Below are 15691 nucleotides of genomic sequence, written 5' to 3'. Positions count from 1 at the left end.
GTATGGGTGATCGGCACGACTATGTCGCCCTGGAGTGGGTCAAGGGCGAAATCGCGGAAACCCTGAAGCAGGCGCGACAGGCTCTGGAGGCGTTCGTCGAGAATCCGCAGGACTCGACACGCATGCGCTTTTGCCAGACCTACGTGCACCAGGTTCACGGCACCCTGCAAATGGTCGAATTCTTCGGCGCGGCGCTGCTCGCCGAGGAAATGGAGCACCTGACCCAGGCGTTGATCGACGGTCGCGTGGCCAACCAAGGGGAAGCCCTGGACGTGCTGATGCAGGCGATCCTGCAACTGCCGGCCTATCTGGATAGCATCCAGACCGCCCGCCGTGACCTGCCGATGGTCGTGCTGCCGCTGCTCAATGACTTGCGTGCCGCACGGGGCGAGAAGCTGCTCTCGGAAACCAGCCTGTTCTCCCCCGATCTGTCCGCCCGGGCCAGTGCCCTGACGGCGGAGTCGCTGAGCCAACTGCGCACCGCCGAGCTGCCCGCCTTGTTGCGCAAGCTGCGGCAGATGCTCCAGGTCGCGCTGGTCGGGTTGATCCGCCAGCAGGACCTGGGCACCAACCTCGGTTACATGGCCCGGGTTTTCGCGCGCCTGGAGACCCTCTGCAAGGACTCGCCCCTGGAGTCGCTGTGGCAGATCGCCTCGGGCGTGGTCGAAGGGCTGTCCAATGGCAGCGTGGCCAATGGCACGTCCGTGCGCGCGTTGCTGCGCCAGGTCGACAAGGAGCTCAAGCGCCTGACCGAACAGGGTGCCGATGGCATCAACCAGCCTGCCTCCGACGAGCTCACCAAGAACCTGCTGTTCTACGTGGCCAAGGCCTCGCCGCAGTCAGCGCGCAACCGTGTGCTGCGTGACCGTTACGGCCTCGACGATGCGCTGCCCGGGCACGAGGTCGTCGATGCCGAGCGTGCTCGCCTGGCGGGCCCGGATCGCGATGCCATGCGTTCGGTGGTCGCTGCCCTTTGTGAGGAACTGGTGCGGGTCAAGGACAGCCTCGACCTGTTCGTGCGCAGTGACCGGACCAGGGTCGCGGATCTCGACGCGCTGCTGGCGCCCCTCAAACAGATTGCCGATACCCTGGCGGTACTGGGGTTCGCCCAGCCGCGCAAGGTCATCGTCGACCAGCTCGAGGTGGTGCGCGCGCTGGCTCAAGGTGCTCAGGAGCCCAGCGATGCGCTGCTGATGGACGTGGCTGGCGCGCTGCTGTACGTCGAGGCGACTCTGACCGGCATGGTTGGCCAGAACGACAGCGGCAAGCGTGAGGAAAGCCATCTGCCCACCACCGATGTCGGGCAGATTCACCAGCTGGTGATCAAGGAAGCGCGCAATGGCCTGGAGCAGGCCAAGGACGCGATCATCGAGTTCATCGCTTCGCAATGGAACCACGAGCACCTGGCTCGTGTGCCGGAGCTGCTGACCCAGGTACGTGGCGGGCTGGCGATGATCCCGCTGGATCGCGCCGCCGCACTGCTCAATGCCTGCAACCGTTATATCCAGGAGCAACTGCTGGCCCGCCAGGCGGTGCCCAACTGGCAGAGCCTGGACACCCTGGCCGACGCCATCACCAGCGTCGAATATTACCTGGAGCGCCTTACCGAGGATCACGCCACCCAGGGTGACCTGATTCTCGATGTGGCCGAAGAAAGCCTCGCCGCGCTCGGCTATCCCCTGCAGGAAAAACCATCGACTCCGCAGACCGTGCCGATCGACGAAGAGCCCGCGCCGCTCGACGATCCGCTGCACGATATCGATGTGTTGGCCGTTCCGGTTCTGGGCAGCGTTGCCGAGAACCAATCCCACCGCGAGGCGCCGTCAGTCGATGAGGGGGCGTTCGAGCCCGTCGAACCGCAGGCGGCGCCCTCGCCGACCGTCGAGGCCACCAACCTCGGAGAGCTGGACGACGATGCCCACGCCGAAGCGAAGGCTGCCGGGGCCGAGGACAGCCCGCTGCAGGACGGTGACGAGGGGGCCGGCACAGTGCAGCCCGTCGAGCCGCAGGCGGCGCCCTCGTCGACCGCCGAGGCCACCAACCTCGGAGAGCTGGACGACGATCCCCATGCCGAGGCGAAGGCTGCCGGGGCCGAGGACAGCCCGCTGCAGGACGGTGACGAGCGGGCCGGCACAATGCAGCCCGTCGAGCCGCAGGCGGCGCCCTCGTCGACCGTCGAGGCCACCAACCTCGGAGAGCTGGACGACGATGCCCACGCCGAAGCGAAGGCTGCCGGGGCCGAGGACAGCCCGCTGCAGGACGGTGACGAGGGGGCCGGCACAGTGCAGCCCGTCGAGCCGCAGGCGGCGCCTTCCTCGACCGTCGAGGCCATCGACCTCGGAGAGCTGGACGAGGATCCCTACGCCGATGCGAAGGCCGTGGTGGTCGACGACAGCTGGTCGCTGGATGACGCCGATCTGCTCGTCGAGCCCCCGGGCAATGCCGAACCCCTGACGCTGGATGACACCTCGTTGCCTGCCGTCGAGGCCTTCGACTTGGGGGAGTTCGACCCCCTGCCTGCAGCGGATCTGCCGTCGTCGCTGGCCGACGACGGCTGGACATTCGAGTTTGACGAGCAACCGACGGACCCGTCGCCGGCGGTGGATCTGCAGCCGCTCCAGGACGCTGCCGATGATTCGCTGTGGTCGCTCGAGGAGCTGGATGAACGCCTCGATCTCACCGACCCCGGCCGTCCTGTCGATCAATTGCCACCCGCGGAGCTGCTTGCAGAGGGCTTCGAAGAGCCGCCGCTGCAGGTGCAACCTGAGGATCTCGAGGCTGATGGCGAGCTGGGCTGGGACGATCTCGATCTGGCCGATCTGCAACTGCCGGAAGTCGAATTGCCTGGTATGCCCGAGCCCTCTGCAGGCGAAGAGTCGCTGGCGGAAAGGCCCGTGTCCATGGCCGACGTGATGGCCGCCCCGCAGCAGGCGATCAACCCGCCCGCCCTGGATGTCCCGCCGAGCCTGCTGCCGCCTCCTGCCGACGAGGAAGCGGTCGACGAAGAGTTGCGTGAAGTCTTTATCGAGGAAGCCGGTGAAGTGCTTGAAACCATCGCCGAGTTCCTGCCGCGCTGGTGCGCCGACAGCGAGGACAAGGAGGCGCTCAGCGAAGTGCGGCGCGCCTTCCATACCCTCAAGGGCAGTGGCCGCATGGTACGGGCACTGGTGATCGGTGAGCTGGCCTGGTCGATCGAGAACCTGCTCAATCGTGTGCTCGACCGCAGCATCCAGCCAGGTGCCGAGGCTCAGCAGGTGATCGGTCAGGTCACCGCCCTGATGCCCGAACTGGTCGATGAGTTCGCGGTTCAGGCCCAGCGCCAGCGCGATGATGTGGACCGCCTGGCTGCCGACGCGCACGCGCTGGCCAAGGGGCTGAGCCTCCCAAAGCATGACGCCCCGGCTGCCGCGGTAGCCGAGCCCGCGGGCGAGATCGAGGCCGCAACCACCGTGGTCGAGGAAAGCGAGGGGCTGGATCCGCAGTTACTGGAGATTTTCCGCAACGAGGCGGAAACCCACCTCGAAACCCTGTCCATCTTTCTCGACGGCTGCGCCCGGGAACTGCCGCAGCCGGTCACCGACGACCTGCAGCGTGCCCTGCATACGCTGAAGGGCAGTGCCTACATGGCCGGTATCCTGCCGATGGCCGAGGTCGCCGCGCCGCTGGAGAAGATGGTCAAGGAGTTCAAGGCCAACCTGCTGCCGCTGGACCTGGCCGAGGCTGAGGTGCTGGTCGAGGCCCAGGCGCTGTTCCGCCAGGGCCTGGGGCAACTGGAAAACGATCCTTTGCAGCCAATCCCCGGTACCGACGAGTACCTGGCGCGTGTTCAGCAGTTGCATGACAAGCGCCTCGAGCATGCCGAGAAACAGCGCCAGGGCGTACAAGGCGAAAGCCGCGACCCGCAACTGATCAGTATCTTTCTCGCCGAGGGCATGGACATCCTGCTGGATGCCGAGGGCCTGCTGCGTCGTTGGCGTGAACACCCCTCGGAGCACCAGGAACTCAGCGCGCTGCTGGAGGAGCTGACCACCCTCGGCCGCGGTGCGGAAATGGCCGAGCTGCCGCAGATCGACGAACTGTGCGAGGCATTGCTCGATCTCTATGGCGCGGTGGAAGAGGGCCGTCTGGCCGTCAACGAGCGCTTCTTCGACGAAGCCGAGCAGGCCCACGAAGCACTGGTCAGCATGATGGACCAGGTGGCCGCGGGGCTAGAGGTCAGCGCCAGCCCCGAACGCGTCGCTGCGCTGCAGGCGCTGCTCGACGAAGCCCAGGATCCCGCCACGCTGGCCCTGTTGTCGGGCGATACGTCCGGTTTGCAGGCGGTCGAACTGGACGAAGCCACCCGTGCTCTGGAAGAGGCGCTGGTCGTCGACGCGGCCAATGACGAAGCCGGCGAACCGGCACAGCCGGTGGACACAGCCGACGACGAGCTGGAGTCGATCTTCCTCGAGGAAGCCGTGGACGTCCTCGACAGCGCCGGCCTGGCCCTGGAGCGCTGGTTGGCCGAGCCGGACAACCGCACTGCGTTGTCTGCGCTGCACCGTGACCTGCACACCCTCAAGGGCGGTGCGAGCATGGCCGGGATCGCCCCGATCAGCGAGCTGGCCCATGAACTCGAAGCCCTTTACGAAGGGCTGTTGGACCGCCGGTATGGGATTTCGCCCTTCGTCACCGACAGCCTGCAGCAGGGCCATGCCCGCCTGGTCGGCATGCTCGACAACCTGCAGCAGCGCCAGCCCGCGCAACATGCGGATGAGCTGGTCGCGGCGATCCGGCAGTTCCGGCAGCGTGGCGGGCAGGATGAGCAGGCCGTGGAGTCGCTGGCGCCGTTGCCGGATGCCGATGCGCCCGGGGTTGCTCCCTTGAGCATGGCCGCGGACACCCCGCCAACCCAGCCCGCTGCGGGGGGCAACGATGAGCGTGACCCTGAGCTGGTGGCGATATTTCTCGAAGAGGGTTTCGACATCATCGACAGTGCCGGTGCGGCGCTGTCGCACTGGATGAGCGATGTCGACAACAGCCTCGATCTGGAGTCGCTACAGCGCGATCTGCACACCCTCAAGGGTGGCGCGCGGATGGCCGAGATTCGCGAGATCGGCGACCTGGCCCACGAACTGGAGTTCCTCTACGAGGATCTCGGCAATGGCCGCCTGCGCGCCAGCCCGATGCTGTTCCAGCTGCTCCAGGCCTGTCATGACCGATTGGCGGAGATGCTCGATGCGGTGCGTGCCCATCGAGCGATCCCCACTGGCGACCCACTGATCGAAACCATTCGCCGGCTGCGGGCCAACCCGGACGAACAACTCAGCGTGCCCGCTGCGGTGCCGTTGCGGGCCGTGCATGAACAGGCCTTCGACACCGAGGCGGATATCCTCGATATCTTCCTCGAGGAAGCCGACGACCTGCTCGAGGCCATGGAAGCCGCCATCGGCCGCTGGGAAGAGCACCGTGACGATGCCGGCGCCATCGATGATCTGTTGCGCGTGCTGCACACCCTCAAGGGCGGTGCCCGCCTGGCTGGCCAGAAGCAACTGGGTGACCAGAGTCACGATCTCGAGCAGCACCTGACCGAGGCCCAGGCGCAAGGGGCGCCCTGGCCGGAGAGCCTGTACCTCGACGTGCAGTCCGGTTTCGAAGGCCTGCAGAGCAGCCTCGACGCGCTGCGCCTGCACCTGCAGCAACAGCCCGTGGATGACCGCGACGTGCCGGATCAGCCCCAGGCCAGCACGGTGGCTGCCATCGTCGCCGCCAGCGAACTGCCGGCCGCGCCAGCGCAGCATCGCGTGCTGCCCTTCGTGCAGCGTGCCGAGCTGGCGGCTGAAGAAGCCGCGGCCCGCCGTGCGCCGCAGGAGCTGGTCAAGGTGCCGGCGGATCTGCTCGAAGGTTTGGTCAACCTGGCCGGCGAAACGTCGATTTTCCGCGGACGCGTCGAACAGCAGGTCAGCGATTTCAGCTTCACCCTGAACGAGATGGAGGCCACCATCGACCGCGTGCGCGATCAGTTGCGCCGCCTCGACACCGAAACCCAGGCACAGATCCTCAGTCGTTATCAGGCCGAGGCCGAGCGCGCCGGCTACGAAGAGTTCGACCCGCTGGAGATGGATCGCCACTCGCAACTGCAGCAGCTGTCGCGAGCCTTGTTCGAGTCGGCTTCCGACTTGCTGGATCTGAAGGAAACCCTGGCGTTGCGCAACCGCGACGCGGAAACCCTGCTGCTGCAGCAGGCTCGGGTCAATACCGAGCTGCAGGAAGGCCTGATGCGCACGCGCATGGTGCCGTTCGACCGCCTGGTGCCACGCCTGCGGCGCATCGTCCGGCAAGTCGCCAGCGAGTTGGGCAAGCAGGTCGAATTCATCGTCGGCAATGCGGACGGCGAGATGGACCGCACGGTGCTCGAGCGTATCGTCGCCCCCCTCGAGCATATGCTGCGCAACGCCGTCGATCACGGCATCGAAGGTGCCGCCGTACGGCGCGACGCCGGCAAGCCGGAGCAGGGCTGCATCCGCCTCGGGCTTTCCCGCGAGGGTGGTGATATCGTCCTGGCCCTCAGTGACGACGGTGCCGGGATCGACCTCGACGCCGTTCGGCGCAAAGCCATCGAGCGCGGTCTGATGGAGGCCGGTGGCGATCTCGACGAGCATGAAATCCTGCAGTTCATACTCGAGGCCGGTTTTTCCACCGCCGAGAAGGTCACGCAGATTTCCGGGCGTGGTGTCGGCATGGACGTGGTCAATGCCGAGGTCAAACAGCTCGGCGGCTCCATGAGCATCGACTCCACTCCCGGCCAGGGCACCACCTTCCGCATCCGCCTGCCGTTCACCGTATCGGTCAACCGGGCGCTGATGGTGCTCTCCGGCGAGGACCTGTACGCCATCCCGCTCAATACCATCGAAGGCATCGTGCGGGTCTCGCCCTACGAGCTGGAGAGCTACTACGGCCCGGACGCGCCGCGCTTCGAGTATGCCGGGCAGGCCTACGAGCTGCGTTACCTGGGTGACCTGCTGAACAATGGCCAGCACCCCAAACTGGTCGGGCAGAGCCTGCCGCTGCCGGTGATCCTGGTTCGCTCCAGCGAACATGCGGTGGCCGTGCAGGTGGATTCGCTGGCCGGTTCGCGGGAAATCGTGGTGAAGAGCCTGGGGCCGCAATTCTCCGCGGTGCATGGCATTTCCGGGGCGACCATCCTCGGCGACGGCCGTGTGGTGGTGATTCTCGATCTGCTGGCGACCATCCGCGAGCTGCATGCGCACCTGCAGTATCAGGGACGTCCGCGGCTGTCGGCCGACGCGGGTGTGGTGCCCGAGCTCGAGGCGGAGCGCCCGACGCTGGTCATGGTGGTGGACGACTCGGTGACCGTTCGCAAGGTCACCAGCCGCCTGTTGGAGCGCAACGGCATGAACGTGCTGATCGCCAAGGATGGGGTCGACGCCATCGCCCAGCTCCAGGAGCAGCGCCCCGATATCATGCTGCTGGACATCGAGATGCCGCGCATGGACGGGTTCGAGGTCGCCAACCTGGTGCGTCACGACGAAGGGCTGAAGGATCTGCCGATCATCATGATTACCTCGCGTACCGGCGAGAAGCACCGTGAGCGTGCCATGGGCATCGGGGTCAACGAATACCTCGGCAAGCCCTATCAGGAATCGCTGCTCTTGAGCGCCATCGAAAAATGGGCGAAACGGCCATGATCGAACGGGCCGCGGCACGCATCGCGGTGATCGCCGATACCTCCCTGCAGCGTCATGTGCTGCAGCAGGCACTGAGCAGCAATGGTTATCAGGTGGTGCTCAACAGCGACCCGGCGCGGCTCGACGATGCCGCGCTGCGAGAATGTGACGCCGAGCTGTGGCTGGTCGAACTGGCGCATTCCGATGACCTGCCGCTGATCGACGCGCTGATGGAAGACGCCAGGGTGCCGGTGCTGTTTGGCGAGGGGCATGCGCCCGAGCGGAGTTCAGAACACTATCCACGCTGGGAGCGGCGCCTGGTCGGCAAACTGAAGAAGCTGGTCGGTGACCCCGCTCTGGCGGCTGGGGGCGGTCTCGATGGTCTGCTGGGCGAGGCGCAGCGCCCGGCGCGCGTGGAGTTACCGCCGGTGCTGGCCAATACCCCACTGCAGGCCGGAGAGCCCGCCAGGCAGGTCTGGCTGCTGGCCGCCTCCCTTGGCGGGCCGGCGGCGGTGAAGGCCTTTCTCGACGCCTTGCCCGGTGGCCTGCCGGTGGGTTTCCTGTATGCCCAGCACATCGATCCCGGCTTCGAGACGACGCTGCCGCAGGCCGTGGGCAGGCACAGCCAGTGGCGTGTCGGTACGGCGCGTGATGGCGACAGCGTGCGGTGCGGCGAGGTGGTCGTGGTACCGATCAGCAATGAGCTGACCTTCGCCGAGGACGGCACCCTGCAGGTCACTGCGCGAGCCTGGCCCGAGCCCTACAGCCCGTCGGTCGACCAGATGATGCTCAACCTGGCGCAGCGCCATGCAGCGGGCTGCGGTGTCATCGCTTTCAGCGGCATGGGCAGCGACGGCAGCGCGGCTGCCGCCTACGTGGAACGCCAGGGCGGCCTGATCTGGACCCAGCGCGCCGACAGCTGCGTCTGTTCGAGCATGCCCGACAGCCTGCGCGAAGGCGGTTACAGCAGTTTCAGCGCCGACCCTCGCGAGCTGGCTGCGGCGCTGGTCGAACACCTCGCCGAGCAGTGCCGCTGATGTTTTCCTTCATTGAGTTCGCTGCCTAACAGGATGTCTTCATGAGCCAAGCCGTCGTTACCCAGAACAGCGTCAGCAGCCTGACCGGCCTGGTCGTGCCGCTGGCCGACCGCTCGCTGCTGCTGCCCAACGTGGCGGTAGCCGAACTGATTGCCTACCGTGCCCCGCCAGCGGTTTCCGGCATGCCGGACTGGTTCCTCGGCCAGGTGGCCTGGCGTGACCTGCGTCTGCCACTGTTGTCGTTCGAGGCGGCCTCGGATGGCCATGCGCAGGTTGGCGCGGGCGCGCGTATCGCCGTGATCAACGCCCTGGGCGGCCGCCCCAACGTCAAATTCATCGCCCTGCTGGTGCAGGGCATTCCGCGCTCGTTGAGGGTCACCGAGGATCTGCCGCGCGCCGACGCGCCACTGGCGCCACTGGAGCTGGCAGCGGTGAGTGGCGAAGAGGGTGTGCTGAAAATCCCGGATCTGCTCGCCCTGGAGCAGAAACTGGCGGATGCGGGCCTGATCTGAGCCCGGGTGACGGATGTTCGGTGCAGCCGCGACATCGCCGAACGCGCCGCGGCCTTACAGATACTGCTGCACTGCTGCATCGCCGCGCGACCTCAGCGTCATCTCCTTGCGGCAAAGCGTTTCCCGGGATCCGCTGCTGATGGATGCACTCGCACCGCTACCCGACCAGGTCCAGCGCCCTCGAGAAACGTTTGGGAACGCTTATCTATCAAGCTCTGGATATGGCCGCTCTCAGAGGCTCCTTTCGTAATAGCGATGCGTTCATTGCTTTCCCCGGGCTGGACGTGCGCACGAAAGAGTCAGGCCGATACTGCGGCCGGCGCCGCTAGCGGTCGCGCGCCGCCGGCAACATGGCCGGCAGCACGCCATCGCGCAGGCGATAGTGGTGCCAAAGCGCCATGCCCGCGTGGCCGAGGATCATCGCGAACAGCAGGTACTGGGCGATCAGATGGAACTGCTTGGCAGCATCGCGCAGGGCATCGGACAGCGGCAACGGGCCGATCTCCACCAGCCAGAACAGCTCTACCGGTCGCTTGCCGAACAGCAGGCCGCTCAGCGGCATCAGGATCATCAGGAGATAGAGCAGGGCATGGCCGGCCCTGGCCGCGCGTTGCTGCCAGACGGCGTCGGCCGGCAGCAATTGCGGTGCGCCCTGTCGAGCCCTCACCAGCAGGCGCACGACCGTGAGCAGCAGAATGGTCAAGCCCAGCGACTTGTGCAGGGTGAATACGCCGCCGGTGCCGCCGAGCAGTGCGCCGAACAGATCCTTGCCGTAGGGCAATGCCAGCACGCTCAACACCAGAATTGCGCTCAGCCAGTGCAGGCCGATCTGTACGCTCGAATATCGGGTCTTCATGGTCATCTCTCATCGTTAGCGGGCTACGTATATCCTGCGCGCCCGCTGTCGATCCCCGCTATAGAGCGTCTTTGACCAGATGTTTCATGTGGGCTTTGCCGGGCGTGTCAGCGCCCGCCTGGCGCTGCGGCGAGCTTCCCGTAGCCACCGGCCGAGCGCAACCGCGTTCAGAAATCGCCCCACAACTGCTGCGCCACGGCGAGTGCCACCACTGGCGCGGTTTCCGTGCGCAGCACCCGCGGGCCCAGGCGCGCGGCATGGAAGCCGGCGCTTTGTGCCCGCTCGACCTCGCTGTCGCTGAGGCCGCCCTCCGGGCCGATCAGAAAGGCCAGGGATCGTGGTCTGGCGTGACTGAGCAGTGGTGCGGCGACCGGATGCAGCACCAGTTTCAGCTCGGCCTGGCTCTGTTGCAGCCAGGCGTCCAGGTCAATGGGGGCGTGAATCACGGGCAGCACCGAGCGCCCGCACTGTTCACAGGCACTGATCGCGACCTGGCGCCAGTGCGCCATACGTTTGTCCGCGCGCTCATCCTTCAGGCGCACCTCGCAGCGGGTGCTGATGATCGGGCTGATCACCTGGGCGCCCAGCTCGGTGGCTTTCTGGATGGCCCAATCCATGCGCTCGCCGCGAGACAGGCCCTGGCCCAGATGAATGTGCAGAGGCGACTCGGCCTGCCCGTCGAGCTGCTCACGCAGTTCGACACGTACGGTCTTCTTGCCGACCTCGATCAGCTCGCCGCGAAACTCCTGGCCGCTGCCATCGAACAGTTGCACCGCATCGCCCGCAGCATGGCGCAACACGCGGCCGATGTAATGGGCCTGGGCTTCCGGCAGCGAGTGCTGACCGAGGGAAAGAGGGGCGTCGATGAAGAAACGGGAGAGGCGCATGGTGGTAACGGTATGGGCTGCGGGTGGGCAAGCATAACCGGGTGGCGTTTTTTCTGCAGGCCGTCAGGGCGTTTGCACATCGCCGCAGGCCGCGCTGAGAACCGTAGCGGGGTGTTGGTCGTGCGCCTCTACGAAGGCAGTCGTCTGGCATCGAGGGTTGCGGTGATACGCCCATAACCCATAGGGTAAAAAAAGAACGGCTCTGCTCCCGGGCTGCATTCCCGGGGCGCTTCAACACGGCAGGGCTGGTTAAGGGGCGGGTGGCTCACTCGTACGCACGTCAGGCTGGGGAGACCTGTTGCCGTGCATCGTCGTGGGCGCTGCAGCCTGCCCCGTTCCAAGGGCGGAGTATCCGCCGTCACATTCCACGCATAGGGAATAATAATGAAAGTGCAACGCAGCGGATTATCGTTGATGGCGCTGAGCGCCAGCGTTCTGGCCATGTCCACCGCGCAGGCGAGCCAGGCCGAATCCAAGGGGTTTCTCGAAGACAGCACGCTGGATCTGCTGGCCCGCAACGTCTACTGGCACATGGACCGCCATGCGACGGGCGGCCAGGACAACCGCGAGTGGGGTCAGGGGTTTCATCTGAACTACAGCTCGGGCTACACGCAGGGCACCGTCGGCTTTGGCGCCGATCTGAACGCCTACATGGGCATCAAGCTGGACAGCGGCCGCGGGCGATCGGGATCCGGGCTATTACCGGTGGACTCGTCCAGCAACCGTGCCGATGACGAATTCGGCTCCCTGGGCGGCGCGGTGAAAATGCGCCTCTCCAATTCGGAACTCAAATACGGCCAACTGCGTCCCTACAATCCGGTCATCGCGGTTGCCGATGCCCGCCTGGTGCCCGCCACCGCGACCGGTTTCCAGCTGACCAGCGCCGAGATCGATGGCCTGATCGTCGACGCGGGTCACTTCACCTCGTCCAGGGATTTCAACCAGGCCGGTAGCCGCGACGGCTTCTACAGCACTTATGCGCCGGGCGTGGAAGGCGGCAACGTCGATTACCTCGGTGCCAGTTGGGTGGCCAGCGATGCCCTGAGCTTCAGCGCCTACGCCTCGCGCTATGAAGACCTGTGGCGCCAGTACTATGGCAACGTCCTCTACAACCTGGCGCTCGATGACGAGCAGGCGCTGAGTTTCGATTTCAACATCTACCGCACGCTGGACGAGGGCAAGTCCGTGGCTGGCGACATCGACGTCACCGCCTGGTCGCTGGCAACCGCCTACTCGGTGGGCGCACACACCTTCACCATCGCCCACCAGCGGGTGCATGGCGATCAGCCGTTCGACTACCTGACGCTCGGCGGTGGTGGCGCCCAGGATTCCATCTACCTGGCCAACTCGTCGCAGTTGGTGGATTTCAACGGCCCGGGCGAGCGCTCATGGCGGGCCACCTACGCCATGGATCTGGCCAGTTACGGCGTGCCGGGGCTTTCGTTCTACGTCTCGTACATCCGTGGCGACCATGTCGATGGCAGCAAGATGGATGCATCCAGCCCCTACGCCTATTACGCCGACAGCGAGAAGCACTGGGAACGTGACGTGAACCTGCAGTACGTGGTGCAGAGTGGCGCGGCCAAGGACCTGAAGTTCCGCCTGCGTCAGGCGACGCACCGCATTTCCGGAACTTCGGATGTGGACTCCGACCAGGTGCGCTTCATCGTCGAGTATCCGCTGAGCGTGCTCTGAGCGCGACATGACGGCAGGCGGGGCAACCCCGCCTGCCGTATCGCTCAGCCCGGGTCGCGAAAGCCCGGGTAACGGGTATCGCCCGTGGCCACGCTGACCGAGGTGCGCGTGGCCAGGTCGATGCCTTCGCTGGCAACCTCGGCGAGAAAGTCGATCTGCTCTTCGCTGATCACGTAGGGTGGCAGGAAGTACACCACGCTGCCCAGTGGTCTCAGCAGCGCACCGCGGGTCAGGGCATGCTGGTACACCTGCAGGCCGCGTCGCTCCTGCCAGGGGTAGGCGACCTTGCCAGCCTTGTCCTGAACCATCTCGATGGCCAGGGCCATGCCAGTCTGGCGTACTTCGGCCACGTGAGGGTGGTCCACCAGGTGAGCGGTGGCGCTGGCCATGCGTGCCGCCAGTGCCTTGTTGGCCTCGATCACGCCGTCTTCCTCAAAGATATCCAGCGTCGCCAGGGCTGCCGCGCAGGCCAGCGGGTTGCCGGTGTAGGTGTGCGAGTGGAGGAACGCGCGCAAGGTGGCGTAATCGTCGTAGAAGGCACTGTAGACATCATCGGTGGTCAATACCGCGGCCATCGGCAGGTAGCCACCCGTGAGGGCCTTGGAGAGCACCAGGAAGTCCGGGGTGATGCCGGCCTGCTCGCAGGCGAACATCGTTCCGGTGCGGCCGAAGCCTACGGCGATTTCGTCGTGGATCAAGTGCACACCGTAGCGGTCGCAGGCTTCGCGCAGCAGGGTCAGGTAGATGGGATGGTACATGCGCATGCCGCCAGCACCCTGGATCAGGGGCTCGACGATCACCGCCGCGACCTCGTGGTGATGCTCGGCCAGGGTCTGTTCCATCAGTGCGAACAGGGTGCGCGAGTGATCCTCCCAGCTCACGCCGTCCGGGCGCAGGTAGCAGTCAGGGCTCGGCACCTTGAGGGTATCGAGCAGCAGTGCCTTGTAGGTGTCGGTGAACAGCGCGACATCGCCTACCGACATCGCCGCCACGGTTTCGCCGTGATAACTGTTGCTCAGGGTAATGAAGCGTTTCTTCGATAGCTTGCCGCTGTTGAGCCAGTAATGGAAGCTCATCTTCAGCGCCACCTCGATGCCCGAGGAGCCATTGTCGGCATAGAACACCCGGTTCAACCCTGGCGGCGTGATACGCACCAGGCGTTCGGACAGCTCCACCACCGGCTGATGGCTGAAGCCGGCCAGCATCACATGCTCGAGGGTATCGATCTGCGCCTTGATGCGCTCGCCGATGCGCGGGTTGGCATGACCGAAGACGTTGACCCACCAGGAGCTCACCGCATCGAGGTAGCGCTTGCCTTCGAAGTCTTCCAGCCACACGCCTTCGCCGCGGCGGATGGGAATCAGCGGCAACCGCTCGTGATCCTTCATCTGCGTACAGGGGTGCCAGAGAACCTCCAGGTCACGCTGCATCCAGTGTTGGTTCGTCATCGACGTGCTCTCTCAATCAACAGCGGGCAAGCCTACCAGATGCGGGCTACCGTCGTTTTGCTACAGCGGCACCCGCCTATCAGGGGAAATCGACCACTCACGTAGGTGACCCTGACCGCCGTCGGCATGAGCTTCACTAAGCTGATCGCACCTTTGAGGTGCAGTGGGGGTATCGGTTTTCTCGATATTTCAAAGCAACAATTTCTGCTTTAAGTCGATAGGTTTGTTGCTAATCTCTGTCAACTCACCTTCTGGAATCAGGCCATGCAGTGGCGTAATTCAACGTTTCGTTACGGTCTCGTCAGCGTATCCCTGCATTGGCTGGTCGCGATCGCCGTGTTCAGCCTATTCGCTCTCGGTTACTGGATGGTCGGGCTGAGCTATTACAGTGTCTGGTACCAGACCGCGCCGAACATCCACAAGAGCATCGGCGTGCTGCTGTTTCTGGTCATGGCCGGCCGCTTGCTGTGGCGCTGGATCAGCCCGCCGCCACCCGCGCTGCCCGAGCATGGGCGGTTGACACGAGTGGCCAGCCAGTTGGGGCACAGCTTTCTGTACCTCGGCCTGTTCGTGCTGATGATCTCTGGCTACCTGATTTCCACCGCCGATGGTCGCCCGATCAGTGTGTTCGGGCTGTTCGAGGTGCCGGCAAGCGTGACCAGCATCCCCAATCAGGGCGACATCGCCGGGTTGATCCATGAGTATCTGGCGTGGGCTATCGTGATCTTTGCTGTACTGCATGGCCTGGCTGCATTGAAACACCACTTCATCGACCGTGACCGCACCCTATTGCGTATCTTCGGGCGGTGATCGTCCTGCTGTTCCGGCGTTGCCCCGCGGCGCCGTTCATTTCATCTCACAAGGAGTTTCCATGTTGAAGAAGACTTTCGCCGCACTGGCACTGGGCACCGCACTGTTGGGCGCTGGTCATGCAATGGCTGCTGACTACGCCATCGACAAGGAAGGCCAGCACGCCTTCGTCAATTTCAAGATCAGCCACCTGGGCTACAGCTGGCTGTACGGTACCTTCAAGGATTTCGACGGCAGCTTCAGCTTCGATGAGAAGAACCCTGAGGCCAGCAAGGTCAACGTCACTCTGAAGACCGAAAGCGTCGATACCAACCACGCCGAACGTGACAAGCACATCCGTGGTTCGGACTTCCTCAATGTCAGCAAGAACCCGACCGCAACGTTCGCATCCACTGCCGTCAAGTCGACTGGCAAAGGCACCGCCGATATCACCGGCAACCTGACCCTCAATGGCGTGACCAAGCCGGTGGTGATCGCTGCCAAGTTCATCGGTCAGGGCGACGATCCATGGGGCGGCTACCGCGCGGGCTTCGAAGGCAGCACCAAACTGAAGCTGAAAGACTTCAACATCGAGAAGGATCTGGGCCCGGCTTCCCAGGAAGTCGAGCTGATCATCTCCGTGGAAGGCGTACGCAAGTAAGCTGTCGCCGCTGCAGGCAGAGCCGCTTCTGGCGCGGCGCTAGATGTGTAAACCCAGTACGTTGTTCAGTGGAAGTGGCGCGCGACTGATGGGTGGTAGGTAGCCTAGGCTGGCGTGAGGTCGGTGCCAGTTGTAATGA

Annotated in this window: 9 protein-coding genes; 6 read left to right on the top strand and 3 right to left on the bottom strand. The window is 65.0% G+C overall.

Annotation, left to right across the window (positions count from 1 at the left end; all coding sequences use genetic code 11):
• Positions 1-2: 2 nt before the first annotated feature.
• Genes BLR94_RS25285 through BLR94_RS25275 form a run of 3 tightly spaced genes read left to right on the top strand, consistent with a single transcriptional unit; the run spans position 3 to position 9216 of the window.
• Positions 3-7688 (top strand): Hpt domain-containing protein, encoded by a 7686-nt coding sequence (locus tag BLR94_RS25285; RefSeq protein WP_084308708.1) that lies wholly within the window; start codon positions 3-5, stop codon positions 7686-7688.
• Positions 7685-8704 (top strand): chemotaxis protein CheB, encoded by a 1020-nt coding sequence (locus BLR94_RS25280; RefSeq protein WP_084308717.1) that lies wholly within the window; start codon positions 7685-7687, stop codon positions 8702-8704. Before BLR94_RS25285 ends, BLR94_RS25280 begins: the two co-directional genes overlap by 4 nt.
• A gap of 41 nt (positions 8705-8745) precedes the next feature.
• Positions 8746-9216 carry a chemotaxis protein CheW gene (locus BLR94_RS25275; protein WP_084308709.1) on the top strand — a complete coding sequence of 157 codons (471 nt, stop codon included), beginning with the start codon at positions 8746-8748 and terminating at the stop codon, positions 9214-9216.
• Between the two features lie 325 nt (positions 9217-9541).
• Here the strand turns inward: BLR94_RS25275 and BLR94_RS25270 are convergent, their stop codons facing one another.
• Positions 9542-10072, bottom strand: a complete 531-nt coding sequence (locus tag BLR94_RS25270) for a cytochrome b (protein WP_420492709.1) — start codon at positions 10070-10072, stop codon at positions 9542-9544.
• 167 nt (positions 10073-10239) lie between these two features.
• Positions 10240-10959, bottom strand: coding sequence for a 16S rRNA (uracil(1498)-N(3))-methyltransferase (locus BLR94_RS25265; protein ID WP_084308711.1), 720 nt, complete (start codon positions 10957-10959; stop codon positions 10240-10242).
• A gap of 384 nt (positions 10960-11343) precedes the next feature.
• On the opposite strand from BLR94_RS25265, the gene BLR94_RS25260 reads away from it, so the two are divergent.
• Positions 11344-12654 carry an OprD family porin gene (locus BLR94_RS25260; protein ID WP_084308712.1) on the top strand — a complete coding sequence of 437 codons (1311 nt, stop codon included), beginning with the start codon at positions 11344-11346 and terminating at the stop codon, positions 12652-12654.
• Between the two features lie 44 nt (positions 12655-12698).
• Here the strand turns inward: BLR94_RS25260 and BLR94_RS25255 are convergent, their stop codons facing one another.
• Positions 12699-14102, bottom strand: a complete 1404-nt coding sequence (locus tag BLR94_RS25255; protein ID WP_084308713.1) for an adenosylmethionine--8-amino-7-oxononanoate transaminase — start codon at positions 14100-14102, stop codon at positions 12699-12701.
• Positions 14103-14366: 264 nt separating this feature from the next.
• On the opposite strand from BLR94_RS25255, the gene BLR94_RS25250 reads away from it, so the two are divergent.
• Both BLR94_RS25250 and BLR94_RS25245 read left to right on the top strand, forming a co-directional pair.
• Entirely contained in the window at positions 14367-14912 is a 546-nt protein-coding gene (locus tag BLR94_RS25250) for a cytochrome b (protein WP_084308714.1), read from the top strand.
• A gap of 61 nt (positions 14913-14973) precedes the next feature.
• Complete coding sequence (locus BLR94_RS25245) at positions 14974-15552, top strand: YceI family protein (RefSeq protein WP_042552441.1); 579 nt, start codon at positions 14974-14976, stop codon at positions 15550-15552.
• Positions 15553-15691 lie beyond the last annotated feature (139 nt).

The organism is Phytopseudomonas flavescens, assembly GCF_900100535.1.
GTDB classification, from domain to species: domain Bacteria; phylum Pseudomonadota; class Gammaproteobacteria; order Pseudomonadales; family Pseudomonadaceae; genus Aquipseudomonas; species Aquipseudomonas flavescens.
This window is presented reverse-complemented; position numbering and strand designations above follow the sequence as displayed.